The organism is Pseudarthrobacter sp. RHLT3-21, assembly GCF_059383495.1.
The window spans coordinates 174,819-200,239 of sequence record NZ_JBWZCI010000008.1 but is presented as its reverse complement, the minus strand read 5'-3'; the positions used below and the strand labels follow the sequence as shown (position 1 = coordinate 200,239).

Genomic DNA, 25,421 nt, shown 5'->3' with positions numbered 1-25,421 from the left:
CTGCGCAGCCGCAGACCAGATCAGTGCCGAGCGGAGCCCACCGTCTCCACGGTGCGCGAGCTGGCCGGTGTAAGCAACGCCGATGCCACGCGGTACCTCACGGCATGGAAATTGGAGCACCTTGCAGCCGCGGGCAAGATCGCGGCCACCCCGCAGCCCGTCACCGAGCGGGCAGTGCGCATGGCCGGAGTGGTCTGGGCTGAGGCGGCAACGGCTGATGACGCCAGGCACTCCGAGGTGGAGAAGGCGTGACGGGAAAAGCGTGACCACAAGGCCGGGAGATCCACGAGCCAGCCGCTGAACTGGACAAACTCTCCCTGGCCCCGGGAGCCGGACCCGCAGAACCACCATCCCAGGCTGCGATTTAACCGCCAAACGAAGTTAACAGTCACACACCGCTATTGCGGATAGTTCCGTGCGGGAACTCCACCGACCGCAACTGCCGACGTTTCCGGGCTGCCTACTGTCCACAGCGGTGAGGTGACTCTCCTCGCCGGAGGCGGTCCTTCGGAAAGGAGCGCATCGCGACGCGTCAGGGCATGGAGGTCGCCCAGCGACCGGAATGCCCTCTACGCGGCGGGTCTAAGCGACGCCGAAGGGCCGGCTCAGGCACCCAAGGCGAGCGGACGAGGAAGGGCCGGCTCCGGCACCCGCGCCAGAGCCGGCGCGCCCCAAGGGGGCTATTCGCCGAGGACTTCCAGGGCTTCCATCCATTCGAGTTCCAGGGCTTCGCGGTCGGCGGCGAGGTCCTTGAGTTTCTTGTTCTGGTCAGCGAGGGCATCGAAGTCGGACTCTGCGGTGCTTTTGACCATCTGGTCGTGGATCTTCTTTTCCTGCTGCTCCAGTTTGCCCAGCTGGCGCTCGATCCGGTTCTTGGCCTTTCGGGCGTCGCGCTTTTCGGCTTCGGAGGCGCCGGAGGCCGCGGGAGCGGAGCTGCCGCTCGGACCCGTGACGGGGTTCCCGCCGCCGGTGATGGTGGAGCCGGCGAGGGCCCCTTCGCGCAGTTCCAGGTACTGGTCCACACCGCGGGGCAGGGCGCGGATCTTGCCGTCGCCCAGCAGCGCCATCTGGTGGTCCGTCACGCGCTCCAGCAGGTAGCGGTCGTGGCTGACCACAACGAGCGTGCCCGGCCAGCCGTCAAGGACGTCTTCGACGGCCGCGAGGGTGTCGGTGTCGAGGTCGTTGGTGGGCTCATCGAGCATCAGCACGTTCGGCTCCCCCACCAGCAGGCGCAGCAACTGGAGGCGCCGGCGCTCACCACCGGACAGATCCCTGACCGGGGTCCACTGCTTCTCGTTGGTGAAGCCGAGCTGCTCTACCAGCTGGCCCGCCGTGAATTCCTTGCCGCCCACGTTGAAGGACCGCTTTTCGCGCTCGATGACTTCGATCACGCGCAGGTCCGAGACGTCGTCGAGCTCTTTGACCTCCTGGGTGAGTACGGCGGTGACCACGGTTTTGCCGCGCTTGACCTTACCGGATGACGGCTCAATCTCGCCGTTGAGGAGTTTCAGCAGGGTAGTCTTGCCGGCTCCGTTGACGCCCACGAGGCCCAGCCGCTCACCGGGAGCAAGCCGCAGGGTGATGTTGTCGAAGAGTTTCTGGCCGGGGTCGCCGCCGAGGAAGTCCAGCGAGACGTTCTCGAGGTCCAGGACGTCCTTGCCGAGCCGGGCGGTGGCCATCTTGCTCAGGGCGGTGGAGTCGCGCGGCTCGGGGACGTCGGCGATGAGGGCGTTGGCGGCCTCGATGCGGAATTTCGGCTTGGCCGTGCGGGCCGGGGCACCGCGGCGCAGCCAGGCGAGCTCCTTCTTCACGAGCATCTGGCGCTTGCCTTCCATAACATTCGCCGCGCGGTCACGCTCGGCGCGGGCCAGGACGTAGGCCGCGTAGCCGCCGTCGAACGGGTCCATGATGCCGTCGTGGATTTCCCAGGTCTTGGTGCAGACTTCGTCCAGGAACCAGCGGTCGTGGGTGACCACGAGGAAGGCGCCCTGGTTGGCCCGCCAGCGGGTCTTCAGGTGCCTGGACAGCCAGGCCACACCTTCGACGTCGAGGTGGTTGGTCGGTTCGTCGAGCATGATGACGTCGTGGTCCTCGATCAGCAGCTTGGCCAGCGCCACACGGCGCTTCTGCCCGCCGGACAGGGCGTGGACGTTGGCATGCCAGTCGACGTCCGAAACAAGTCCGCCCATGACTTCGCGGATCTGGGGATTGCGGGCCCATTCATAGTCGGCCTGGTCGCCGACGATCGCCGCGCCGACCGTGAGGTCGCCGTCGAGCACGTCGCTCTGGTCCAGGTAGCCGATGTTGACTTCGCTGCGCTTGGTCACCCGGCCGGAGTCCGGGGTTGAGCGCATGGCCAGCAGGCGCATCAGCGTGGATTTGCCGTCGCCGTTCCGGCCCACCATGCCGATCCTGTCACCTTCCTCGAGTCCGAGGGTGATGCCGTCCAGGACGGTGCGCGTTGCGTACGAAACCGTAAGGTTTTCGCCGCCAAGAAGGTGTGCCAAGGGGACTGCTTTCTGCTGCTCAGTAAGGAAGGGGGCTCTTAAAGGAGGGTATCGGAGATGATGCGCGCGCCGGGCACGGGCCCGTGGACAGCCAGTGCTGTCAGACCGTAGTGCCGCAGGTCCTCCGCCAAGCTTTCGGCGGCTGTCGGATTATGCGTCAACAGTGCCACGGTGGGTCCGGAACCGGAGATAATCCCGGCAATGGCACCGTGAGACTCCCCGATTCCCAGCGTATCGCGGAGTGCCGGGGCAAGTTCAATGGAGGCCCGCTGGAGATCGTTCACCAGGACCCGGCTCAGGGCATCGGCGTCCCCGCTCCGCAACGCCTGCAGGATCTTGGGATCCACGGCCGTGGGCTCGGCAATGTCCAGCCCTTCGGCCTCGCGGAGCCGGTCCAGGGTGCGGTAGACCTCGGGGGTGGGCAGTCCATAGTCCGCTGCCACGAGGACCCAGTCGGTTTGGGCTTTGGCCAGGGCCGGCGAAAGGTCGTCGCCAACGCCAAGCCCGACGGCGGTTCCGCCGAGGAGGGAGAACGGGACGTCGGCACCCAATTCGGCGGCCAGATGTGCCAACTCGTCCCGCGACAGCCCGCTGTTCCAAAGCGCATCGCAGGCCAGCAGCGTGGCGGCGGCATCGGCCGAGCCGCCGCCCATGCCCCCGGCAACGGGGACCCGCTTGGTGATTTCAAGGTGCACTCCGGTGGAATGCTCGGAGACATCGGCCATGATGGCTGCGGCCTTGTAGGCCAGGTTCTTCTCATCCAGCGGAATATCCACGCTGTCCAGGTCCAGCGTGCTCTCAGGGCTGATGCTGACCGTAATCCCAGGCGTCTCCGTACTGGTGGCCGCCACTTCCTCATAAAGGGAAACGGCCAGGTAGACGCTGGCAACGGAGTGGTAGCCGTCCGCGCGCAACGGTCCCACGTCCAGGGAAACGTTGACCTTGCCGGGCGCCTTCACCCGGACCGTCCGTGCGGGAAACTTCCCGGCGGGTGCGTTCACGACCCGGCCTCGCGGGCTTCGGCAATCCGGGCGAAGGCGTGGATGTCAAGGACTTCGCCCCGGGCCGATGGAGCAACTCCGGCAGCGATGAGGCAGCGCTCGGCTTCGGGTGCGCCGCCGGCCCAGCCGGCCAGGGCGGCCCGCAGCGTTTTCCGGCGCTGGGCGAAGGCGGCGTCGATCACGGCGAATACCTGCTCACGGGTGGCAGTTGTTTCAGGCGGTTCCCGCCGGGTGAAGGCCACGAGTCCGGACTGGATCTTCGGCGCAGGCCAGAAGACGTTCATGCCGATCACCCCGGCCTTGCGCATGCTGCTGTACCACGCCGCCTTGACGGAGGGCACCCCGTAGGTCTTTGATCCTGGACCCGCGGCCAGCCTGTCGGCGACCTCGTCCTGGACCATGACCAGACCGTGCTGAAGGCTGGGAAAATGCTGGAGCAGGTGCAGGACCACAGGCACGGCCACGTTGTAGGGCAGGTTTGCCACAATGGCGGTGGGCTCAACAGGGAGGGACGTCACCCTCATGGCGTCCGCCTGGACCAGGTGGAAAGCGCCTGCCGCTTCAGGCCGCCAGGCCTTGACGGTTTCGGGCAGCTTCGCCGCCAGGACAGGATCGATTTCGACGGCGACCACTGTCTGCGCGGCGTCCAGCAGGCCCAGAGTGAGCGAACCAAGGCCGGGTCCGACTTCCAGCACCGTCTCGGTGGGCCCGATGTTGGCAACCGAGACGATCCGGCGGATGGTATTGCCATCAATGACAAAGTTCTGGCCCAGTGTCTTGGTGGGCCGGATACCGATTTCTTCTGCCAGCCGGCGAATGTCGGAGGCACCGAAGAGGGGTGCGGGCGCGGCGGCAGTCGGTTCAGTCACCTAGGTATCCTATCCCGGCCACCGTGGCGGGCCATCCGCTTTCCGGGCGGATCATGCGTGTTACGCGGTGGGCGTTTCCGCTTAACGGCAGCGGCCGGCCCCGGGACAATCCGGGACCGGCCGCTGCTTTCAGCTTGCCTGGCGGCTGTGGTCAGCTGCCACCAGCGCAGGTGCGCATGGTGCCTAGCTCGTAGCGGCCCAGCCACAGCCCCACGGCTGCAGGCCACGCTGTGCGTATACGCGGTTGGCGATATCGATCTGCTGCGCCTTGGTGGCGAGGCTGGCGTTGGGGGCGTAGGCGCCACCGCCGGAGCCGATCCAGGTCTGGATGTTGAACTGGAGGCCGCCGTAGTAGCCGTTCCCCGAGTTGATGGACCAGTTTCCGGTGGACTCACACTGGGCGATCTTGTCCCACATGGCCTCGTTCATCATGGCCGGGGCCGCGGCGCCGGTGTTTGTTCCGGCAGCGGCCGCTGGCTTTGCCTTGGTTCCTACCGTGACCTTTTCAGTCACGGGCTGGCGGGAAACAGTTTCGGAGACCAGGGTCCGCGCGGCTTCGCGGCCGTCAACCATCACCAGTTTGAAGCTCTTGTCCACCTTGCCGGCCACGCCGGCCTGGGTGACTTCTTTCTCGCCCTTGAGGAGCTCAGCGCTCTCAGTGGTCATGCTGTCGAAGGCAACATCTTCAGTAGTGGCTGCGGTCTGGCTGGTATCCACCCGCGAGACCTTAACCACCATGTTGTTGACCACGTGCGCGTTTCCGGGCTGGGAGCTGCGGTCGTCGACGCCGAGGGTGATGCCGGCGTCTTCCAGCACCTGGGCGACGGTCCCCGCGGTGGTGGTGGCCGTGGCGGCCTTGCCGTCGGCAACAATGCTGACGGTCTTGGGCGTGGAGATGGAGACAAAGGATCCGGCCACGGCGAGCTGGGCTTCCTTCGGGACGGAAACGGAAGAGGCGCTGGCCACTCCGAGTTCGGTGACGAGGCCGGCAACATCCGGCGCCGTTGTGTTGACGGTCTTTTCAGAGCCGTCCAGGCTGACCTTCACGGCTTTGGCCATGTTGACGTTGATCACGGTGCCGTTCTCCACTTTGGCGTCCGCCGTGGGCGAGACGCGGTCAGCCGGCTTCAGTTCTACGTTGGCGCTTTTTACGACCTGGCCCACGGTGCCGCCGAAGGACTGGACCGAAGTCACTTTTCCGTCGACGTTGAGGGTAACGGTTTTGTTATTTCCGACGAAGGCCACGAGGCCCAACACCAGCGCACACAGCACCACGAGTTGGGTGCCGACCTTGATAAAACTGAATTTGCCGTCCGTTGTGAAGAGCTTGACCACGATTGCCCGTAACTTTAGATCCATCCGGGCACGGGGAAAAACGCAGTGAAATAGCCGGCGCATGACCCTGGGGACAGCTCCGGGCACCGTTGCGCCGCCACACTCCGCGCGGCAGGCACGGGGCATCAAAGCCCTGCGTGGTCCTGCTGCGAATGAAGTGAAATTATCCGAAGGCCTTCCCCGACCCCGGCTAATAGTCCTCCACTGTAACCGTAGCGTTATAAAGCGGCCAAGAATTTTACATACGAGGTATGCGTAGCAAGCAATGCGACGAGGCCCAGATCAGTCCCACGATCCGTACGCCCGCACGGTATTTTCGCTGATCCGGGTGCAGAGCCCGGCGAGATCAGTTCCTGTCAATTCGGCCATGGCGCGGACGGTATACGGCACCATATAGCTGGCGTTGGGACGGCCCCGGTGCGGATGCGGCGTCAGGAACGGAGCGTCTGTTTCCACCAGCACCAGGGTCGGGTCTGCCACCGCCAGCGCGGCGCGGAGGTTGGCCGCATTCCTAAAGGTCAGCGTGCCGGCGAAGGACATGTTCCAGCCCGCGGCGTTGCAGATCCTGGCGAGCGCCTCATCACCCGAGAAGCAATGAAAAACCACCCGCTCAGGGGCCCCCTCCTCGCGCAGGACCTGCACCACGTCGTCGTGCGCGTCGCGGTCATGGATCTGCAGCGTCAGGTCCAGGCGCTTGGCAATATCGATATGCCGCCGGAACGAATAGCGCTGGTGGGCCAGGCCTTCCCCTTCGGTGCGGAAGAAATCAAGGCCGGTCTCGCCGATGGCCCGGATCCGGGGATGGGCGGCCAGTCGCTCAATCTCCGTCAGCGCATCCTCCAGCTCGCCGCGCCTGGCATAGTCCGGGGCGTCATTGGGGTGCAGTGCCACTGCCCCCAGCAACCTGTTGTCCAGGTCAACGGCGCGGACCGTGAACCGGGAGGACTCCAGGTCGCAGCCCACCTGGACAGCCCCCTGTACTCCGACGGCCTGGGCCGCATCCATCGCAGCGGCGATGCCCACCGGACTCTCGCCGTCCGGGAAATCCAGGTGCGTATGGTTGTCCATCACGGGGACCGGCAGCGGCTCCGGCGCCGGCGGATAGTCCCGCCGAGCCTGCCGCCCGGCACTTGCTACGGAGTCGGCGTCGGGCGCGGAGTGGGCGGCATCGGCAGGGTCCGCCCCGGCGGCACGGTAGGCGGCGGGGATCAGCGAATTGCACATCCCTCAAGCCTAGCGGCGGCGGATCCCCGCAGAATTCCCGGAATTCTCTGTCAGCCTGGGCAGTTGTGTTAGTAGGCTGGTACGAACAGATGCGAACGCCCACCGCCGGGCGAAGGCAGGCCTGCTGTCCCGTTCCGGGTGATCCCCGGGCTGAAAGGTTGCAGATGGACTCCCACCGCCGCACCGCCGTCAACGAGGTAACCCCTGCCAGCCGGAACTTTACCGCTGTGACGGAGCAGGCGGGCCACCTCAACGGCCACAAGGCAGCCGCCATGGACGCCGAAGCATTCCACGCGGCCAGCCAGCGGATCCTGGCCTCGATCAACACCGTCATCGACGGAAAGTCGGATGCCGCCAGGCTCGCCCTGACGGTGCTGCTGGCCCAGGGCCATCTGCTCCTGGAGGACGTGCCAGGTGTGGGCAAGACCCTTCTGGCCAAAACCCTCGCCCGGACCATCGACTGCACGGTCAGCCGCATCCAGTTCACCCCCGATCTGCTGCCGTCGGACGTGACGGGCGTGTCCATCTATAACCAGGCATCGCGGCTGTTCGAGTTCCGCCCGGGTGCCGTGTTCGCCAACATCGTCATTGGCGATGAAATCAACCGGGCGTCCGCCAAGACCCAATCAGCCCTCCTGGAGTGCATGGAGGAACACCAGGTGACCGTGGACGGGGACTCGTACAAACTCGACGAACCGTTCATGGTGGTGGCCACCCAGAACCCGATCGAGATGGAAGGCACGTATCCCCTGCCCGAGGCCCAGCGGGACCGTTTTATGGCGCGGATTTCCATGGGCTACCCGGACAAGGACTCCGAGATCGAAATGCTGGAGACCCATCAGGCAACCTCCCCGTTGGCCAAGGTCACCGCGGCGGTCACCGCGGCGGACGTCGCAGCAATGATCGCCGCGGTCCAGCAGGTGTACGTATCCCAGGCGGTCAAGGAATACACCGTCTCAGTAGGCCGCGCAACGCGCGAAAGCCCCCTGCTCCGGCTGGGCGCCAGCCCCCGCTCCATGCTCCAGCTGCTCCGGGCCGCGAAGGCCACGGCGGCCCTGGACGGCCGTGATTTTGTGCTTCCCGACGACGTCGTCAGCGTGGCGGAATCCGTGCTGGCCCACCGGATCATCCTGGACCGCAAGGCGGCCGGCGCCGGCGAGACCCCGCACAGCGTGATCCGGGGCATCCTCTCCCGGCTCCCGGTGAACCAGGACCCGGTGAACAACCCGGCCCGGTCATCGGCCCCGCCGGCCGGATTGCGCCGGAACCACTAGGCAGGACCGTCACATGGCGCTGCGTGACCGACTGCCCCGACACCTGTTCAGCCAGCGTGGCTGGGGCCTCCTGGCCGCCGGCGCCGTCTGCCTGTTGTCTGCGCAGATCATGGGGCGGCGGGATCTGCTGAGCCTGAGTGTCCTGCTCATCGTCCTTCCCCTGATATCGCTCGCCGGAATCAGGCTCCTCAAGCCCCGGTTCCAGGTTTACCGCGAGTTCAACCCGTCCCCGGTGGAGACCTCCGCCGCCACCACAGTGCGGCTCGCCGTGGCGCGGACCGGTTCCGGTGGCGGCCGGGCGATCATGGAGGAACGGCTGCCGCCACGGTTCGGCGAGTCCCCGGCCTTCCATTTTCCCGCCCGCTCAGCCAAGGGCGGGACCAGCAGGTACGAATACCACTTGCGTTCCACCAAACGCGGACAGTACCTGATCGGCCCGGTAACAGCCGAGTTCACTGATCCGTTCGGGTTGTCCCTGCACCGGCGGTCAATTGACGACGGCGACACGCTCACGGTGACGCCCGCCGCCGTCGAGCTTCCCGTGACGGGCCTCGCGGGAGCCCGCGGCAACGCCGGCATTACAGCAACCCGTACCCGCGCCAACCCCAGCGACGATGACGTCATGACCCGCGAATACCGCCCGGGAGATCCGATGCGCAGGGTGCACTGGGCGGCGACCGCCCACCACGGCGCCCTGATGGTGCGCCAGGAGGAATCCGTCACGACGCCGGAGGCCACCATCATCCTGGACCAACGGTTCGCGGCGTTTTCCGGGGGTCACGGTTCCGGTTTCGGTGGCAATGCGGCCGTGGACGGCCACGAGATGATCACCAGCGGCACGTTTGAGTGGGCCGTGGTGGCCGCGATCTCCATCTGCACGCACCTGTCGGAGCGGAACTACGCCCTGCGTCTCCTGGACCCCCGCGGCGAACCCGCGTTCCTCCGCTCCCTGTCCGCACCGGAACCGGAGACGGAAGAGTTCAGCGGAGTATCCGGGCTCCAGTCAATCGCCGAAAGCCTCGCTGCCATCCAGCTGTCCGGTCCGCACCACGCTGCCCGGGACCACGGTGGCCAGGATGCCGGGCCGGCTGTTTTCGACGATCACCTGATGGACAAACTCTCGGCCCACCGGATGCGGGGGCCCCTTATTGCGGTGCTCGGCAGGATCTCTCCGAACGAGGCCAGAGCCCTTGCTCCGGCGGCGGGTTACGGCGCGAATGCCTTCGCCATCATCGTTTCCGACCGGCCGGCGGATGCCGAGGACTCTTTGGAGGCCCTCCGCCGGGGCGGCTGGAGGGCAGTGGCGGTGCCTGCCTCGGTTTCCGTCCCGGACGCCTGGACCCACTTCGACCAGGGTGGTGCTGCGCCTGCCACGGCAGCGGCTGACGTGCGCCGCGGAGCGGGGGTGGGGCGGTGACGCTGGCACAGGAACGCAACGCGTCCCGCGAGCGGGCAGCCACGGGTTCACCGGGACAGGTCCCGGCACGGAAGCGGGTGGGGGCGTACCCCTGGGCCATGGCCGGTGCCGTCGCCCTGGCCGTGGCCGGCGCCGCCATTTCCCTCAACGGCGTCATGCGCGGTTGGGCCTGGTACTTGCCCATCCTGACCACGGTGGTGGTGGTCTGCCTGTCCATCGCCGCGCTCCGCGCGCTGCGGGCCCAGCCTCTCGTGGTGGCGGCCGGCGGCTTCGCGTCCCTGATCGCGATTCTCACGCTGACGTTCTTCCGGAGCACGGGCATTGCCGGTTTCATCCCGTCAGGGGCAACCCTGGCTGAAGTGGACAGGTTCATCCGTCGCGCGAGCGAGACGGTCCTTGCGGAAAGTGCCCCGGTGGCGCCAAACGCAGGAATCGTGATGGTCAGCTGCGCAGCCCTGGGCCTGACAGCCATCCTTATCGATGCGCTGGCCGTGCCGCTTCGCATGCCGGCAACAACCGGGCTGGGCCTGCTGGCCATCCTGGTAGTCCCCGCCACCGTGAAGCCCCAGAGCGTGGGGGTTTGGGGCTTCGCTGCCACGGTAGCCGGGTACTTGCTGATCCTCGCATGCAGCCAGTGGTTTGCGCCGGATTCCCGCACTCCAGCCGACAGTGGCCGGAACCCCGGCCAGCTCCGGCGGGCCGTGCTGACCGGAACCGTGGCACTGGTGGCAACCCTGGCGGTGCCGGCGGCCATCCCCGGTTTCGACCACGGTACGTTTCCGCAGGGCTCCCGGCTGAATCCTTGGGGCTCCGGCACCGGCTTGAACCCCATGATTACCTTGGGAAACAGCCTCCGTGCACCGGCCGGAAGCGGTCGGATCACCTATGCCACCAACGCGGCCGGGCCGCTTTATCTGCGGTCCGTCACTGTTGATAATTTCGACGGCGAATCCTGGGGACCCGATGACCGCGACGCAGAGCGGCGCCCCGTGGCCGGACAGCTTGAAACGGGCTACGAAATCGTCGCCGAGGAGCAACTCCGCCAGGTGACTGCTGTGGATACGGGCACGTTCACCAGCCCGTACCTGCCGTTGCCGTACGCCCCGGAAACAATCCGCGGGCTCGATGGTGCCTGGACATGGGACCCGGCCACCCTGGCCGTCAAGGGATCCAACACCAACACGCGGGCACAGCAATACATTGTGGTGTCCTCGGCACCTAAGCTCACGGCCACCCTGCTCCAACAGTCGTCGCAGGCCGTGCGGGGAATCCCGGCTGACTTCACAAGGGTTCCCGGCAACGTCCCGGACATCGTCCGCAGTACTGCGGACGCGGTGACGGCCTCCAGTGACACACCCTTCGCCAAGGCCATGGCCATCCAGAGGTACCTTCGCTCAGGGGAGTTCTCCTACTCGCTCCAGTCACCTGTCCAGGGCGGATACGACGGTAACGGGCTCTCGGTGATGGCCGATTTCCTGACCCAGAAGAGCGGGTACTGCATCCATTACTCGTCCGCGATGGCCGTGATGGCCCGCCTGGAGGGTATCCCCAGCCGTATCGCGGTTGGCTACGCGCCGGGCCGCACCACCGGTTCCACGGTTTCTGTGGCCGGGCAAGGTGCACTGCCGGAGTACGAGGTGGACGCCCGGGATGCCCACGCCTGGCCCGAGCTCTATTTCCAGGGATTGGGGTGGGTGCCCTTCGAACCCACGCCGTCGCGTGGTGTTATTCCCGCGTACACCACGGACACCAGCACGCCGGGTAACCCCGCTTCGCTGGAAAACAACGACGACCTCCTTCCCGGCGCAACCGCTCCGACCCCCACGCCCAGCGCCACGGCCGCGCCCCTCCCAGGTGTCGGTGGGGGCACAGGAGACCTCGGACAGTGGATTCTGCCATGGCTGTTGGGGACGGCGGCCGTGCTGGGTCTGGTGCTCCTGGCGGCCTCGCCTCGGCTGGCGAGGATGGGGCGGCGTGCCCGGCGGCTCCGCACCGAGGACCGGGCGCGGGAGGACGCGATTCCGCTGGCGTGGGCTGAAATCCGTGATCTTGGCACCGACTACGGGCTGCCCCCGGAATCCAGCGAAACCGCCCGAACGTACTCCGCACGGCTCCGCGTTTCATCGCTGCTCGGCGCAAGCGGCGGCATGGATGACGCCGCGCACCAGGCCATCCGCAGCCTCACCTCAGACTTCGAACGCCGGCACTACGGCCCGCCTGTCTACGACACAGCCGGCCGCGGCAGAACCGGGGCGATTGCCCCGCGCATCGCGGCGGTGCAGCAGTCCCTGCGTGCCAACGCCTCCTTCCCCCGACGCCTCCGTGCCGACTGGCTCCCGCCGTCGGTTCTGGGACGGTGGGCCTGGCTCCTGGCTGCCCCCTTCAAGGGGCTTAACGGGCTGGGGCGCGGGACGGCAAAAGCCGCCGCACGCTCCTGGTCAAGGGCGCGCGGCGGCTTGTTCCGGCCGCGAGGCAGCCAATAGCGGCTCGCCGCGGCGGCATACCTACGGGCGGTGGCGGGAGCGGCTGACCGGAGGATAATCCTGTCAGCCGGAGAACGATCCGGTCAGCCGGCGTAGGGGTCAGCGATGCCGATGTACTGGGTGTAGAGGTATTCCTCGATGCCTTCGAGGCCGCCTTCACGTCCCAGCCCGGACTGCTTGACGCCGCCGAACGGCGCGGCGGCGTTGGAGATGACACCGGCGTTCAGGCCGAGCATGCCGGTCTCGAGCCTCTCGCCCATCCGGATGCCGCGGTTCAGGTCGCGGGTGAAGACGTACGCCACCAGCCCGTACTCGGTGTTATTGGCCAGGCGGATCGCTTCGTCCTCGGTGCCGAACGTGATGATCGGTGCGACGGGGCCGAAGATTTCCTCGGACAGGATCCGGGTACCCTCGGTGACGCCGGTGAGGATGGTGGGCGGGTAGAAGTAGCCCGGGCCTTCGGCCGGGGCGCCACCCAGGACGGCCTTGGCGCCGGAGGCCACGGCGTCGGACACCAACTCATGGACCTTGTCCCGGCTCTTGGCATCGATCAGCGGACCCACCTTGGACTCCGGCTCCGTACCCCGGGCGGTAGTCATCTCACCCATTTTCGCGGCGAACTTTTCGGCGAATTCGTCAGCGACGGACTCGTGGACGATGAACCGGTTCGCAGCGGTGCAGGCCTCGCCCATGTTCCGCAGCTTCGCCAGCATGGCACCGGCGACCGCGGCGTCCAGGTCCGCGTCTTCGAACACCACAAACGGGGCGTTGCCGCCGAGTTCCATGGAAGTCCGCAGAACGGTTTCGGAGGCGTCCGAGAGCAGGCGGCGGCCCACTTCGGTGGAGCCGGTGAACGAGAGTTTGCGCAGGCGCTGGTCCTTGATCAGCGGGCCGGTGGTGGCGCCTGCCGTGGACGTGGGAATGACGTTCAGGACTCCGGCGGGCAGGCCCGCTTCCTGCATGACCGCGGCGAACAGCTGCGAGGTCAGCGGCGTGAGGTTGGCGGACTTCAGCACCATGGTGCAGCCGGCCGCGACGGCAGGGGCGATCTTGCGGGTGGCCATGGCCAGCGGGAAGTTCCACGGCGTGATCAGCAGGCACGGGCCCACCGGCTTCTTGGTCACCAGGAGGCGGGACTTGCCGTCCGGTGAGACCGAGTAGCGGCCGAACGCGCGGACGGCTTCTTCGGAGAACCAGCGCAGGAACTCCGCGCCGTAGGTAACCTCGCCCCGGGCTTCGGCCAGCGGCTTGCCCATTTCCAGGGTCATCAGAAGTGCGAAGTCCTCGGCACGCGCCGTGACCATCTCAAAGGCACGGTGGAGGATCTCGCCCCGTTCACGCGCCGGGACCTTCGCCCACGACTCCTGCGCCGCGGCGGCCGCGTCCAAAGCAGCCTTGCCGTCCTCCGGGCCGGCGTCAGCGATGCTGAGGAGCACCTTGCCCGTGGCGGGGTCCTCGATGTCGAACGTCTTGCCTGAAGCCGCCGGGCGCCATTCGCCGTTGATCAGCAGTCCGGTGGGAACAGAGGCCAGCAGCGCGCTTTCGCGCTCCGCAGTAACAGCTGGCAGTGCGGTGACAGTCACGTTGACTCCCTCGTCAGTAAGGTTTGGTTCAGCCACTACGCAGGCCTGGTAGCCTGCCTTCCCGGCTGATTTACTGTCAGACTACTGCCGTGGCCGCCAGAGGGTCTACGCCTGGACGCACTACAGACACCAGACACCTTTGTGCAGCTGCACAGCTGAGATTTTCGCTCGCTCAGCGTGCAGCGAGGACCGCCGAGTACAGCTCCCGCTTGCTGACGCGGACGTCCTCAGCGACGGCGGCCACGGCTTCCTTCAGCCGGATTCCCTGGGCCACCAGCTCGTTGACGGCGGCTACGTGGTCTTCGGGGGTGCCCGGCGCCTGCGCGGGGGCGCCGCCCAGCACCACCGCGATCTCGCCGCGGACCTCGTTGCCTTCGGCCCACAGCAGCAGTTCCCCCACCGTCCCGCGGATGACTTCCTCATAGGTCTTGGTCAGTTCGCGGCAGACGGCAATCCGCCGCTCGGCACCGAAGCGCTCGCGCAGCGCCCGCAGCATCGATTCCAGACGGTGCGGGGCCTCAAAAAACACCATGGTCCGGCGTTCCGCCGAAAGGTCGGCCAGCCGCGACGCCCGTTCGCCGGCTTTACGGGGCAGGAACCCCTCAAAACAGAAGCGGTCGGTGGGCAGGCCGGAGAGGGCCAGGGCGGTCAGTACCGCGGAAGGGCCCGGGACGGCGGTCACGGTGAGTCCGGCTGCCACGGCGCCTTCCACCAGCCTGAACCCCGGGTCCGAGACCGAAGGCATGCCGGCGTCTGTGACCATGACCAGGGTTTTGCCTGACCGGACGTGCTCCAGCAGCTCCGCGGTCTTGGTGGCCTCGTTGTGCTCGTGGTAGCTGATGACCCGCCCGGCGACGGTGACTCCGAGGTTCTGGACAAGGCGGTGCAGGCGCCTGGTGTCTTCGGCGGCCACGATGTCCGCCGAGCCCAGGAGTTCGATCAGGCGGGCCGACGCGTCGCCGGTATTACCGATGGGCGTCGCCGCCAGCACAATCCGGCCAGGCCCCGTGGCAACCGGTGCCGCTGCAGCTGGGTCCGCTGTCACCTGCGCCTCTGACTCTGGCTCCTCCCCGGCGGCAACGGAAGGTGCTGCAGGGCGGGAATCGGCGAAGGTGCTGGGGTTAGGGTCCACTCCCCCAGCGTACTGCTGGCAGGCGGCCCAAGCTGCAAAAGGTAGCATGGGGCTCGTGACGCAGACCTCCATGCGGCCTGCCGAGGCCGGTCAAACCAACTTGCCGGCACGAGGCTCCTGGATCGCCCGTCCGGCGGAGGCCTTCTCTGCTGCAGCCCTCCGCGAGCGCCTGATCGGAAGCACCCGCAGCTTGCGGGATTACCCGCCGTCGCTCCGCCTCTGGTTCTGGCTGGTGCCTGCCCTGACCTCCGTGATCGGCGGCGTCCTGCGCTTTGTCCGGCTGGATACGCCGCACAGCCTGGTCTTCGATGAAACGTATTACGTCAAGGACGCATACTCCTACGTGGTCAGCGGCTACGAACGGGGCTGGCCGGACAAGGCCAACGACTCCTTCAACGCAGGGAACCCGGCCATCCTCCTGGACACTCCCGAGTACGTGGTCCATCCGCCCGTGGGCAAGTGGATGATCGCCGGCGGCATGTGGCTCTTCGGGGACGATAACCCGTTCGGCTGGCGGTTCGCGGCCGCGCTGACCGGAACCCTGTCCATCCTGCTGCTCACGCTGATTGCGCTGAAACTGTTCCGCTCACTACCGCTGGCTGCCGCCGCGGGCCTGCTGCTCGCCGTCGACGGCCACCACCTGGTGATGTCGCGGACATCACTCCTGGACATCTTCCTGATGTTCTGGCTCCTGGCGGCCTTCGGAGCTTTGCTGCTTGACCGCGAAGACGGACGACGACGGCTGGCCGCACGGCTCGGACGGCTCGCGGCCGCGTCCCGGAACGGCCGTCCCTCATCCAGTCAGCTGCTGGCGGGACCGTGGCTGGGGATCCGCTGGTGGCGTCTCGCCGCGGGCGCATGCATGGGCCTCGCTGTGGGCACCAAATGGTCGGGCCTGTTTTTCCTCGCCGGCTTCGGCGTGCTGACGGTCCTGTGGGACCTCAATGCACGGCGCGTCGCGGGAATCCGCGGTTGGGTCAGCGGCGGAATCATCAAGGACGGACTGCCGGCCTTTGCCAGCATGGTTCCGGTGGCCGTAGTGGTCTACACCGCCACGTGGACGGGCTGGTTCCGTTCCGAGGGCGCCTACTTCCGCCGCTGGGCCCAGAGCAACCCCTCAGCGGAGTGGGGCTGGCTGCCGGACTCCCTGCGTTCGCTGGCGCATTACCACCTGGAGGCCTACAAGTTCCATCAGGGACTGGGCTCGGAACACCCCTACGAGGCAAGCGCCTGGAGCTGGCTGGTGATGGGCAGGCCGACGTCGTTCTTCTACCAGAAACCGGAGCAGGGCGTCCCGGGATGCGACGTGCCCAACTGCGCCTCAGCCATTCTCTCGGTGGGGAACCCGATGATCTGGTGGGGAGCGGCCATCTCGCTGGTGGTCCTGCTGTTCTGGTGGGCCGGGCGCCGAGACTGGCGCGCAGGGGCCATCCTTGCGGGCGTCGGTGCCGGCTACCTGCCGTGGTTCCTGTACCCGGAGCGGACCATGTTCTTCTTTTACGCCGTCTCCTTTGAGCCTTTCCTGGTGCTCGCGCTGGTGTATTGTCTGGGCCTTGTCCTGGGCCGGGACACCGACCCGCTGTGGCGGCGGCGGTCCGGAGTTTACCTGGTGGCACTCTTCGTCGCCGGGGCAGTCCTGCTGTCCGCATTTTTCTACCCGGTGTGGACGGCGGAGACCATCCCCTACCAGGAATGGCGCTACCGGATGTGGATGCCGTCCTGGATCTAGGGCAGGATTGCATCAGACCCTGACCAGCCGCGAACTGCGTTGAGGCAGCGGAACGGAGACGCCCCCGTGCGAGAAGCAAGCACAAAACTCCTGGTGGAGCTGGAGCCCGGCAGCAATGTCACCGATCTCCTGCGCCGTCAGGAGGCCGCCAACCCGGCCCACGCCCTCTATTCGCGCAAAGGCCCCAACGGCTGGACCGATGTTCCGGCGCAAAAATTCCTGCACGATGTCTGCGCCCTCGCCAAAGGGCTGATCGCCGGCGGCCTGGAAACGGGCGACACCGTGGCCGTTATGTCCGCCAGCAGCTATGAGTGGGCGCTGGTTGACTTCGCCATCTGGTTCGCCGGTGGCGTCAGCGTTCCCATCGACGAGACCTCGTCCCCCGGCCTGGTGGAGTGGATCCTGCACGACGCCGGAGCGCGGCGGGTGTTCGCCGAGGACCGCGGCAAGGTGGCGATGATTACAGGCATCCTGGAGACCTCCGCCCTGCTCAAGGACCGGCTGGTCACCGTGGTTAGGATGGATGACGACGGCGAGGCCCCGAACCTCGCCAGCCTTTCGGCTGCCGGAATGGGCGTCACGAACGCCGAGCTGGAACGCCACCGCTCCGCCGCGGGCCTGGACGATGTCGCGTCCCTGGTCTACACCTCCGGCACCACCGGACATCCCAAAGGCTGCGAGATCACCCACGGCAACTTTGCGCTCGTTGCCGTCAACGTCGTCGCCTTTCTCCCGGAGGTCCTCAAGGCGCAGAATGCACGCACCCTCATGTACCTTCCGCTGGCCCATGTGCTGGCCCGCGCCGCCCAGGTGGCGTGCCTCCACGCCGGCGCCACACTGGGCCACGTCACCCGTCCTGCTGACCTGCCGGCGGACCTGGGCACATTCAGACCGACGTTCCTCCTGGCGGCGCCCCGGACGTTCGAGAAAGTCCGGGGCGCCGCGCACCAGGCGGCCGGGTCCGGGAAAGCCAGGATGTTTGCGGCTGCGTCTACCTCTGCCATCCGCTTCTCCACGGCACAGGACAACGTGGCCCGCGGCGGGGCCAGCGGACCCGGACTGGCGTTAAGGGCGGGGCATGCCGTCTTTGACCCGGCTGGTGTACCCGAAGCTCCGCAGGCTCCTGGGCGGCCGGGTCCGCTACGCCTTATCGGCGGCCAGCCCGCTGAAGCCTGAGGACGCGCACTTCTTCCGTGGCGCCGGGATCACGGTCCTTGAGTGCTACGGACTGAGCGAGACAACGGCACCCTGTACGGCCAACACGCCCGCCCGGACCAGGGTGGGCAGCGTGGGCGTCCCCCTGCCGGGTACCACCATCCGCGTGGCCAAGGACGGCGAAGTGCTGGTCAAAGGGATCGGCGTGTTCAAGGGTTACCACACCAACGAAGCCGCCAACGCCAATGCCTTTGTGGACGGTTTCTTCCGCACCGGGGACCTAGGCGAGCTGGACCCAGAGGGCTTCCTGACCATCACCGGCCGCAAGAAACAGCCCGCCATACGAAACGGTTGAGCCTGGTCAACGGTTTAGGGCTGCACCTCAGCGGCGTCCTGGTCATCCTTGGCCAGGCCGCGACGGCGGCGGGTGGGCCAGGTGAGGATTACCGTCACCAGAGCCGCCAGGAGGACCATTGCGGCGATGACAATGCCGGCATCGATCCAGAACTGACCCGGGAACAGCCTGATGAGGGTGTCTTCCAGGGCGAACGTCCAGGAACCGCCGGCGAAGAAGATCCGGTGGAATTCGGTGAAGAACTGCTGCCAGCCGAGCACGGCCAGCGCGCCGAGGCCCAAGATGATCGCCAACGCAACGATGGATCCCGCAAACAGTCCGCGGCGCACTCCGCCGGTGCTGCGGCGGCGCAGGTACGCGATAGCGACGAGGCTGAGGACGATCAGGAGCGCTCCCCCGCCAAAGGCCGAGAGGATGACAACTTTCACGTCGGCCATATGGCTGACTTCGCCGTCCTTGAAAAGGTCCCCGCCGCTGCGGTTGACCAGATCACCCAGGTACCGCGGCCCAGCCCAGTTGCTGAGGTAGTCAACCGCGTAGGAGCCGTACGTCATCCTGTCGTCGGTGCTGAACCCGTACCCGTCGCCAGGAAACCCGGGCCTGTTGTATTCAGCCCACAGGAACAGCGGGCTGGTGACCGCGCGGACGGCCAGCACCAGCAGGATCACAGGGTAGAAAAGGGCCAGCAGGACTTGCCAGATGCGCGGGGCCACGGGCTTGGCGTTGGCTGCACTTTCGCGCTCCGCATTGCGGCGCTCCACTTCCTCCTGCGGCGGCCGCACCTGCAGCGCCGACGTGGGCAGCGGCTCGCTGAAATGGGCGCCGTTTCGGGTGGCGCCCGGGGTGGACGGTTCTTTGCGGAGTGACTCTTCTACGGACGGTACGACGGCGGGTGGTTCGACGGCGGCCTCCGCGGCTTTGCGGCCGGCACGGCTTTCGGGCTGGGTGACACCGCCCTGATCCGAAACGGCGCTACCGGCCGGGGACTCCTCGGAAGTGCTGGAGTCATTCAGCCAGGCAAAGGCCGGTTCGTCCGAGTCCGACGAAGTGTCCAGGTCCGGATCCGGCTGCGGCTCCGTGCGTTTGGCAGGGGTCGGCGAATTGTCGTTCACAGCAGCGTCACTTCCGTTGGGGTCCGCGCTGCCGGCTCTGATCCGGGCAGCGCCGTGTATCTGATATCGAGCCTACCGCCCGCTCCTCCACGAGGGCGAGGAGCCACCCCGGCGCTACCGGATTCATGCGGCGATTTCACTGTATCCAGCGTCGCCGGCCATCAAATCGCCGCGTTCACCGGCGACATAGGCCCGCCGTCCCCACACCAGGACGTATCCCCAGTAGGCAGCCAGCACCGCCAGGCCAATGCCGATCTTGGCCCACACCGGAAGCGGGCTGGGCGTGACAAAACCCTCCACCAATCCGGAAACGAACAGCACCAGCACCAGCCCCAGGGCCACGGTGATCAGCGACCTGCCTTCGTCCGCCACGGCCCGTCCCCGCGTCCGTGGTCCCGGGGACACCATGGCCCAAAAGATCCGCAAGCCTGCCGCGCAGGCAATAAAAACAGCGGTCAGTTCCATCAGGCCATGCGGCAGGATGTAGCTGTAAAACACATCCTGCTGGCCCACGGCGGCGAAGACCCCGGCGGCGATCCCGACGCCCTGGGCGTTCGTGAACAGGATCATGGGTACCCAGATGCCGGTAATGCCCAGGGCCACCGCCTGCGCACTGATCCACGCATTGTTGGTCCAGACGGCCCCCGCAAACGAGGCCGCGGGATTCTCCGAATAGTAATCAATGAAGTCCTCCTCGACGTACTGCCGGACCGCAGCCTCCGAGGCAACGGACCGCAGGGCCTCCGGGGACGTCCCGATCCAGAGGGCGTATGCGCCGGCGACCAGGACAAACGCGGCGCCGCAGGCCACCGTCAGCCACCGCAGGCGGAACAGTGCAGCCGGCAGGGCAGCCACGAAGAAACTGGCCAGATCCGCCATCACGTTGGACCGTGCGCCTGTGAAACGAGTCCGGGACTGGGCCAGTGTGGCGGACAGGGACGCGGACAGGCCGCTTTCGGGGGCAATCGACCGGATGAAGGAAAGGTGGGCCGACGTCGACTGGTAAAGGCGCAGCAGTTCATCGGCTTCTTCGCCACTGAGGCGCCGCTTATGGGCGAGCTGGTGCAGCCTTGACCACTTGTCCCCGTTGGCGGCGGAGAAGGCATCCATATCCACGGCAACAGCCTAGCCGCCATAGACTGTGAGCGTCCGCAGGATGGTTGACGAGGGATTGGGTATCCGCTTGAGTTCGATAATCACCGGCGAGGCCGTTGTCCTGGAACTGCGCCCCGCATCCTTCGCCGCCCGTGCCCTGGGCCTGCTGCTGGATGTCCTGTTCCACATCATCCTGCTGGTCCTGATCCTGCTGGGCGTCGCGGCCGCGGGCCAGGACGTTGACGAGGCGGCAATGCGGGCGCTGACGCTGGTGAGCGTGGTCTTCTGCTTTGTGATTGTCCCCGTGGCGGTCGAGACCTTCACCCGGGGGCTGTCCCTCGGGAAAATGGCGGCCGGCCTGCGGGTGGTCCGTGACGACGGCGGCGCCATCCGGTTCCGCCACGCCGTGATCCGGGGGCTGACCGGATTCCTGGAAATCTACTTGACCCTGGGCGGCCTGGCCATCGGCGTCGCCCTCTTCAACAGCCGCTCCAAGCGGCTGGGTTACATCCTCGCCGGCACCTATGCCCTGCGCCGGCGCGTCCCGGTGGAGGTACCGGTCCGCGTTTTTGTTCCCCTACAGCAACAGGTCTGGGCCACGGCCGCGGACATCGGACGGATACCGGATGCGACCGCACGGCAGGCCGCCCAGTTCATCCGGCAGGCAGGGCGCATGTCACCGCTGTCCGCCGCCGGAATGGCCGCGTCGATCGCCACGGAACTGGCCGGGCATGTGGCCCCTCCGCCGCCCCCGGGAACCACCCCGGCGCAGTACCTGGCGGCAGTTACCGCAGAACGCCGTCACCGCGAACTTGCGCGGCTGCAGGAGGCCCGGCGCCGGAACTCGGCCACGGCAGAGCGGCTGAACCGTCTGCCGTTCGGCCCCTAGGCCTTGTCCTGGACTGAACCGGTCCCTAGTTGTTGTACTCAGCCCAGGGGATGTTCCAGTCGCCATAGCCGTCGTCGACGGCGGCGTAGTCGCCTTCTGTATTGATAATCTGAACCATATCGCCGGTGGTCATGTTGTCAAAAACCCAGGCGGCGCCGTCGGGAGCGAACCCGATGCAGCCGTGCGAGACGTTCGTGTTGCCGATAAACGGGAACGCGGACTCCAGCGCCTGGTGGATGTAGGCCCCGCTCAGGGTGAGGCGGATGGAATACTCCACGTCCACTTCGCCGTAGTAGGCCGGATCGCCGGGCTTGAGTCCGATGCTGGCCGCACGGAAGTGGTCATAGCGGTTCTTCTCCATCAGGACCGCGTAGCCACGCGCTGACGGGAAGCGCTGATCGCCCATGCTGACCGGGAGGGTTTTCACTACCTGGTCGTTGACGCTGAGTGTGAAGGTGTGTGCGGCGGCGTCGGCGATAGCCACCCGCTTGTCACCGAAATTGACGGTGACCTTTTTGTTGAAGTTGGCAATCTGGCCGTTGCCGAGGTCCACGCCGAACAGCTGCATGTCCATGGTGACGGTGGAGTTCGCCGCCCAGAAGGCCTCAGGGCGGTACCGGACCATGGTGTCGCTGAACCAGTGGAAGGCTCCTGCCTGCCCCGCGCTGGAGGTGATCTTGATGGCCTTCTCGACGGCATCCCGGTTGGCCACCGGTTCGCTGAAGATGACCTGCAGCGGCTGGCCTACGCCAACCTTCATCCCGTCCAGGGGGTAGATGGCGGCATCCGCCTCATGGGTGCTGGAAACCGTGCTGAAGGAGTTTGTGGTACTGGTTTCCCGGCCCGCACCGTCAGTGACCACGTATGTGTAGCTGTATTCGGTGTTGAATTTCAGGGCGTCGGTCGCAGTCCAGCTGCTGCCATCCCCGGCGAAGGTGCCGTGGACTGCTTCGCCGGCGGTGCTGGTCAGGGTAACGCTCTCGATCCTGCCGTTGCCCACCTTGAGCGACACCGGCGTGGCCGGGTTCACCTGCTTTGCGGCGTTGGCCGGCGTGATGTCCACCTTGACCGGGGCCACCACTGGCGATGCGACTCCCGGCGCGGAGCGGACGGCCGAGCCAGCTTCGGACTCCAGGCCACCGCGCGCAAAACCCGGCGCGACGGCAGCGAAAACGCCACCCGTTGCGGCAAGGACACAAACGGCCGCCACCAAGAGAATCTTCTTGGCGGTCCCCCGCCGGCGTGGCTTAACAACAGGTTCCATAGTCCGATCTTAATGCTTGGACCTAACAGCCCCGGGCGCGGTCGGCACCCGGGGCGTCACACGTCAGTAACGATAGTGCTCGGGCTTGTACGGTCCGGCGATGTCCAGGTCCAGGTAGTCGGCCTGTTCCTTGGAGAGTTCCGTGAGCTCCACGTCGAGTGCGTCGAGGTGGAGGCGGGCAACCTTTTCGTCCAGGATCTTGGGCAGGACGTAGACCTGGTTGCTGTATTCGCGTTCACCTTCGGGCTGGTCCCGCTTGGTCCACAGCTCGATCTGGGCGATGGTCTGGTTGGCGAACGAGTTGCTCATCACGAAGGACGGATGGCCGGTGGCGTTGCCCAGGTTCAGCAGGCGGCCCTCGGACAGGACGATGATGGAGCGCTCCTCCGCGGTCCCGGCGTCGAGCACCCATTCGTGTACCTGGGGCTTGATCTCCACCTTCTTGATGCCGGGGATCCGCGCCAGGCCGGCCATGTCGATCTCGTTGTCGAAGTGGCCGATGTTGCCCACAATGGCTTTGTCGCGCATGCCCGCCATGTGTTCGGCCAGGATGACGTCCTTGTTGCCGGTGGTGGTGATGAAGATGTGGCCCTGGCTCAGCACTGACTCAAGCTTGGCCACCTGGTAGCCGTCCATGGCTGCCTGGAGGGCGCAGATGGGGTCGATCTCGGTGACAATGACGCGCGAACCCTGGCCGCGGAATGCCTCTGCGGCTCCCTTGCCGACGTCGCCATAACCGCAGACGACGCCCACCTTGCCGCCCATCAGGACGTCAGTGGCGCGGTTGATGCCGTCAGGCAGCGAGTGGCGGATGCCGTACTTGTTGTCGAACTTGCTCTTGGTGACCGAGTCGTTGACGTTTATGGCCGGGAACAGCAGCTTGCCCTGTTCAGCCAACTGGTAGAGGCGGTGCACGCCGGTGGTGGTTTCCTCGGTGACGCCGCGAAGGCCGGCCCCGATCCGGGTCCACCGCTGCGGGTCTTCCTGCAGCGAGGCGCGAAGCACGTCCAGGAAGATCCGGCCTTCCTCGGACTCGTCATCGCCTGTCGCCGGCACAGCGCCGGCGGCTTCGAACTCAACACCCTTGTGCACCAGCATGGTGGCGTCGCCGCCGTCGTCCAGGATCATGTTCGGGCCAAGCTCCGGGCTGGTGTCCGCGCCGGGCCAGGCCAGGATCTGCTGGGCAGTCCACCAGTATTCCTCCAGCGTCTCGCCCTTCCAGGCGAACACGGGGACACCCTGCGGGTCCTCGGCTGTTCCCTTGCCCACCACAACGGCTGCGGCGGCATCGTCCTGGGTGGAGAAGATGTTGCAGGAGGCCCAGCGGACCTCGGCCCCGAGGGCTGTGAGGGTTTCGATCAGGACGGCGGTCTGCACCGTCATGTGCAGGGATCCTGCGATCCGGGCGCCCTTCAGCGGCTGGGTGGGTCCGAACTCCTTGCGGAGCGACATCAGGCCTGGCATCTCGTGCTCGGCCAGGCGGATCTGGTGCCGGCCGGCTTCGGCCAGCGAGATGTCGGCTACCTTGTAGTCAAATGTCATGGGGTTCCTTATGCTTGTCCGATGGCGGCGACGGCGTTGAAGCGTCTGCGCGAGAGTCGACTGCTGGTGGTGGTGCGGGGTGTCCAGGTGTTGCCTAGGCAGTACCTGCCGGGCTATGGTCCGTGGCTTCCCGGACAGCGGGATCGTGCTGGTCCGAGCCGGCAGCGGTAGCGGCCTGGAGAAGTTCCGGCGGCAGCAGCAGCGGGATACCGTCCTCTATCGGGTAGCGCGGCTTCACGCCCGAATCTCCGGCCGCCGTCGACACCAGCTCTTCGCCTTCCTGGACCAGGGGCGAACCGGTCACGGGACAGCGGAGGACGGACAACAGTTCAGGACTGATCTTTGGCATGATTGGTGCTCCCGACAGGGGCGCGTTCGCGCCGTTGGCTGACTGATTAGCAGGTTCCAGCCTACCGCCAGATCCGTCTCAGGAAGGTTCGCGCAGGACGCGCAGATGCCCCCGGCGGACGCCTTCCGTGCCGGCCGGGGCCTCCAGCGCCGAATGCGAGGCACGCTGGCCCGGCGAGGTTTGCGACTTGGGCGGCAGTGCCGCTGCTTCGCGGACCGCGTTGGCGAGGGCCAGGAGGTCGTCGGGTCCCGGCTGCTGCGGGCTTGTTGGCATCGCCAGCCGAAGCACTTCCCAGCCACGCGGCACCGTCAGGGACCCGGCGTGCTGCTCGCACAAATCGTAACAATGCGGCTCCGCATAGGTGGCGAGCGGACCCAGGACGGCGGTGGAGTCGGCATAGACGTACGTCAAAGTTGCCACCGCCGACTGACGGCAGGCTGACCTTGAACATTGACGGATAGCTCCCACGACATCACAGACTACTCCGTATCCCTGCTTGTTCGGAGTATTTGCCGAAACGACCGCCGCGCCCTGGCCCGCAAACCGGGGTTATGTCGCGTAATTCTGCGCCCGGGTTTACAGTCAAGGTATGCAGTCATCGAACCAAGATTCAGCTTTTACGGTCCGTTTGGCTGGCCCGGATGTCCGCGCCGCAGAAACGGGTTCGGGTTCGCCCGGCCGCAGCTTTGCGATGCGCCGCCGGAACCGCCACGGCCGCGGCCTGCGTGGGGAACTGATGTTGCCCACACTCCCCGGTTATCGGACGCGCTCGGACCGCTTTGATGAGATGGTGCTCGATTCCGCGCAGCGGCTCCACGACATCTGGGGTAAAACGCTCGACGGCGTACGGTTTGCCGTTGACGAAATACCCCCGCAGCTGGAGCAGCTGGTGGCCGACGCCGCGCAACCTCCCATGGGCTCGTACTCTCCCGCCACAGCCGAGGAGGGCCCGGTGATCACCCTGTACCGCCGGGTGGTAGAGCAGGGTTGCGGCAGCCGCGAGGAACTCCAGGACCTGGTGCACGACGTTGTGGTGGAACACACCGCGGAAATGCTCGGCGTGGCGCCGGAAACCCTGGATCCGGTCTACCGCCGCCGGTACTGAC

At 66.6% G+C, this 25,421-nt stretch carries 20 protein-coding genes and 1 pseudogene; 8 read left to right on the top strand and 13 right to left on the bottom strand.

The window, feature by feature from the left end:
- Positions 1 to 252, top strand: a 252-nt coding sequence (locus AC50YA_RS11560) for a DNA-binding protein (RefSeq protein WP_494982415.1), incomplete at its 5' end; no start/stop codon positions are given.
- Between the two features lie 428 nt (positions 253 to 680).
- Here the strand turns inward: AC50YA_RS11560 and AC50YA_RS11555 are convergent.
- The 5 genes from AC50YA_RS11555 to AC50YA_RS11535 form a co-directional block, all read right to left on the bottom strand.
- Positions 681 to 2,507: an ABC-F family ATP-binding cassette domain-containing protein gene (locus AC50YA_RS11555; protein ID WP_494982414.1), complete on the bottom strand. Its 1,827-nt coding sequence runs from the start codon at positions 2,505 to 2,507 to the stop codon at positions 681 to 683.
- Positions 2,508 to 2,545: 38 nt separating this feature from the next.
- Complete coding sequence (locus tag AC50YA_RS11550) at positions 2,546 to 3,508, bottom strand: 4-(cytidine 5'-diphospho)-2-C-methyl-D-erythritol kinase (RefSeq protein WP_494982413.1); 963 nt, start codon at positions 3,506 to 3,508, stop codon at positions 2,546 to 2,548.
- Positions 3,505 to 4,377 carry a 16S rRNA (adenine(1518)-N(6)/adenine(1519)-N(6))-dimethyltransferase RsmA gene (gene rsmA / locus AC50YA_RS11545; RefSeq protein WP_494982412.1) on the bottom strand — a complete coding sequence of 291 codons (873 nt, stop codon included), beginning with the start codon at positions 4,375 to 4,377 and terminating at the stop codon, positions 3,505 to 3,507. Before rsmA ends, AC50YA_RS11550 begins: the two co-directional genes overlap by 4 nt.
- A gap of 183 nt (positions 4,378 to 4,560) precedes the next feature.
- Positions 4,561 to 5,736, bottom strand: a complete 1,176-nt coding sequence (locus tag AC50YA_RS11540; protein ID WP_494982411.1) for a resuscitation-promoting factor — start codon at positions 5,734 to 5,736, stop codon at positions 4,561 to 4,563.
- Positions 5,737 to 5,994: 258 nt separating this feature from the next.
- A complete protein-coding gene (locus tag AC50YA_RS11535) occupies positions 5,995 to 6,936 on the bottom strand; it encodes a TatD family hydrolase (protein ID WP_494982410.1) in 942 nt (313 codons plus the stop codon).
- 164 nt (positions 6,937 to 7,100) lie between these two features.
- Between AC50YA_RS11535 and AC50YA_RS11530 the strand changes: the two genes are divergently transcribed.
- Genes AC50YA_RS11530 through AC50YA_RS11520 form a run of 3 tightly spaced genes read left to right on the top strand, consistent with a single transcriptional unit; the run spans position 7,101 to position 12,110 of the window.
- Positions 7,101 to 8,210 carry an AAA family ATPase gene (locus AC50YA_RS11530; RefSeq protein WP_494982409.1) on the top strand — a complete coding sequence of 370 codons (1,110 nt, stop codon included), beginning with the start codon at positions 7,101 to 7,103 and terminating at the stop codon, positions 8,208 to 8,210.
- A 13-nt stretch (positions 8,211 to 8,223) separates the two neighbouring features.
- Positions 8,224 to 9,627, top strand: coding sequence for a DUF58 domain-containing protein (locus AC50YA_RS11525; protein ID WP_494982408.1), 1,404 nt, complete (start codon positions 8,224 to 8,226; stop codon positions 9,625 to 9,627).
- The gene (locus AC50YA_RS11520) at positions 9,624 to 12,110 is read left to right on the top strand and encodes a transglutaminase TgpA family protein (RefSeq protein ID WP_494982407.1); all 2,487 of its coding nucleotides are present in this window, start codon (positions 9,624 to 9,626) and stop codon (positions 12,108 to 12,110) included. Before AC50YA_RS11525 ends, AC50YA_RS11520 begins: the two co-directional genes overlap by 4 nt.
- 83 nt (positions 12,111 to 12,193) lie before the next feature.
- On the opposite strand, the gene AC50YA_RS11515 is transcribed toward AC50YA_RS11520, so the two are convergent.
- Both AC50YA_RS11515 and rsmI read right to left on the bottom strand, forming a co-directional pair.
- Entirely contained in the window at positions 12,194 to 13,693 is a 1,500-nt protein-coding gene (locus AC50YA_RS11515) for an NAD-dependent succinate-semialdehyde dehydrogenase (RefSeq protein ID WP_494982406.1), read from the bottom strand.
- Positions 13,694 to 13,865: 172 nt separating this feature from the next.
- Positions 13,866 to 14,825 carry a 16S rRNA (cytidine(1402)-2'-O)-methyltransferase gene (gene rsmI / locus AC50YA_RS11510; RefSeq protein WP_494982405.1) on the bottom strand — a complete coding sequence of 320 codons (960 nt, stop codon included), beginning with the start codon at positions 14,823 to 14,825 and terminating at the stop codon, positions 13,866 to 13,868.
- 46 nt (positions 14,826 to 14,871) lie between these two features.
- Here rsmI and AC50YA_RS11505 point away from each other — a divergent pair, with 46 nt between their 5' ends.
- Together AC50YA_RS11505 and AC50YA_RS11500 are read left to right on the top strand one after the other, a co-directional pair.
- Complete coding sequence (locus AC50YA_RS11505) at positions 14,872 to 16,554, top strand: dolichyl-phosphate-mannose--protein mannosyltransferase (protein WP_494982404.1); 1,683 nt, start codon at positions 14,872 to 14,874, stop codon at positions 16,552 to 16,554.
- A 66-nt stretch (positions 16,555 to 16,620) separates the two neighbouring features.
- A pseudogene (locus AC50YA_RS11500) lies at positions 16,621 to 18,061 on the top strand (AMP-dependent synthetase/ligase); the annotation flags it as partial.
- A 17-nt stretch (positions 18,062 to 18,078) separates the two neighbouring features.
- On the opposite strand, the gene AC50YA_RS11495 reads toward AC50YA_RS11500, so the two are convergent.
- Positions 18,079 to 19,176, bottom strand: a complete 1,098-nt coding sequence (locus AC50YA_RS11495; RefSeq protein WP_494982403.1) for a TIGR01906 family membrane protein — start codon at positions 19,174 to 19,176, stop codon at positions 18,079 to 18,081.
- A gap of 123 nt (positions 19,177 to 19,299) precedes the next feature.
- Entirely contained in the window at positions 19,300 to 20,292 is a 993-nt protein-coding gene (locus tag AC50YA_RS11490; RefSeq protein ID WP_494982402.1) for a stage II sporulation protein M, read from the bottom strand.
- Positions 20,293 to 20,359: 67 nt separating this feature from the next.
- On the opposite strand from AC50YA_RS11490, the gene AC50YA_RS11485 reads away from it, so the two are divergent.
- Complete coding sequence (locus AC50YA_RS11485) at positions 20,360 to 21,160, top strand: RDD family protein (RefSeq protein ID WP_494982401.1); 801 nt, start codon at positions 20,360 to 20,362, stop codon at positions 21,158 to 21,160.
- Positions 21,161 to 21,185: 25 nt separating this feature from the next.
- On the opposite strand, the gene AC50YA_RS11480 is transcribed toward AC50YA_RS11485, so the two are convergent.
- The 4 genes from AC50YA_RS11480 to AC50YA_RS11465 form a co-directional block, all read right to left on the bottom strand.
- On the bottom strand, positions 21,186 to 22,424 hold the full coding sequence (locus tag AC50YA_RS11480) for a L,D-transpeptidase (RefSeq protein WP_494982400.1): 1,239 nt from the start codon (positions 22,422 to 22,424) through the stop codon (positions 21,186 to 21,188).
- 63 nt (positions 22,425 to 22,487) lie between these two features.
- Positions 22,488 to 23,966 (bottom strand): adenosylhomocysteinase, encoded by a 1,479-nt coding sequence (ahcY, locus tag AC50YA_RS11475; RefSeq protein ID WP_494982399.1) that lies wholly within the window; start codon positions 23,964 to 23,966, stop codon positions 22,488 to 22,490.
- Positions 23,967 to 24,060: 94 nt separating this feature from the next.
- Positions 24,061 to 24,315: a Trm112 family protein gene (locus tag AC50YA_RS11470; RefSeq protein WP_494982398.1), complete on the bottom strand. Its 255-nt coding sequence runs from the start codon at positions 24,313 to 24,315 to the stop codon at positions 24,061 to 24,063.
- Positions 24,316 to 24,393: 78 nt separating this feature from the next.
- The gene (locus AC50YA_RS11465; RefSeq protein WP_160678544.1) at positions 24,394 to 24,783 is read right to left on the bottom strand and encodes a DUF3499 domain-containing protein; all 390 of its coding nucleotides are present in this window, start codon (positions 24,781 to 24,783) and stop codon (positions 24,394 to 24,396) included.
- A gap of 121 nt (positions 24,784 to 24,904) precedes the next feature.
- On the opposite strand from AC50YA_RS11465, the gene AC50YA_RS11460 reads away from it, so the two are divergent.
- On the top strand, positions 24,905 to 25,420 hold the full coding sequence (locus AC50YA_RS11460; RefSeq protein ID WP_494982397.1) for a metallopeptidase family protein: 516 nt from the start codon (positions 24,905 to 24,907) through the stop codon (positions 25,418 to 25,420).
- The last annotated feature ends 1 nt before the right edge of the window (position 25,421 follow it).

What these genes read in the sequence shown, in the direction of transcription:
- AC50YA_RS11525 (WP_494982408.1), top strand. Translation starts at nt 8,224, where the DNA reads ATGGCGCTGCGTGACCGACTGCCCCGACACCTGTTCAGCCAGCGTGGC.
- AC50YA_RS11535 (WP_494982410.1), bottom strand. Translation starts at nt 6,936, where the DNA reads ATGTGCAATTCGCTGATCCCCGCCGCCTACCGTGCCGCCGGGGCGGAC.
- AC50YA_RS11470 (WP_494982398.1), bottom strand. Translation starts at nt 24,315, where the DNA reads ATGCCAAAGATCAGTCCTGAACTGTTGTCCGTCCTCCGCTGTCCCGTG.
- AC50YA_RS11460 (WP_494982397.1), top strand. Translation starts at nt 24,905, where the DNA reads ATGCAGTCATCGAACCAAGATTCAGCTTTTACGGTCCGTTTGGCTGGC.
- AC50YA_RS11540 (WP_494982411.1), bottom strand. Translation starts at nt 5,736, where the DNA reads ATGGATCTAAAGTTACGGGCAATCGTGGTCAAGCTCTTCACAACGGAC.
- AC50YA_RS11480 (WP_494982400.1), bottom strand. Translation starts at nt 22,424, where the DNA reads ATGGAACCTGTTGTTAAGCCACGCCGGCGGGGGACCGCCAAGAAGATT.
- AC50YA_RS11530 (WP_494982409.1), top strand. Translation starts at nt 7,101, where the DNA reads ATGGACTCCCACCGCCGCACCGCCGTCAACGAGGTAACCCCTGCCAGC.
- ahcY (WP_494982399.1), bottom strand. Translation starts at nt 23,966, where the DNA reads ATGACATTTGACTACAAGGTAGCCGACATCTCGCTGGCCGAAGCCGGC.
- AC50YA_RS11505 (WP_494982404.1), top strand. Translation starts at nt 14,872, where the DNA reads ATGGGGCTCGTGACGCAGACCTCCATGCGGCCTGCCGAGGCCGGTCAA.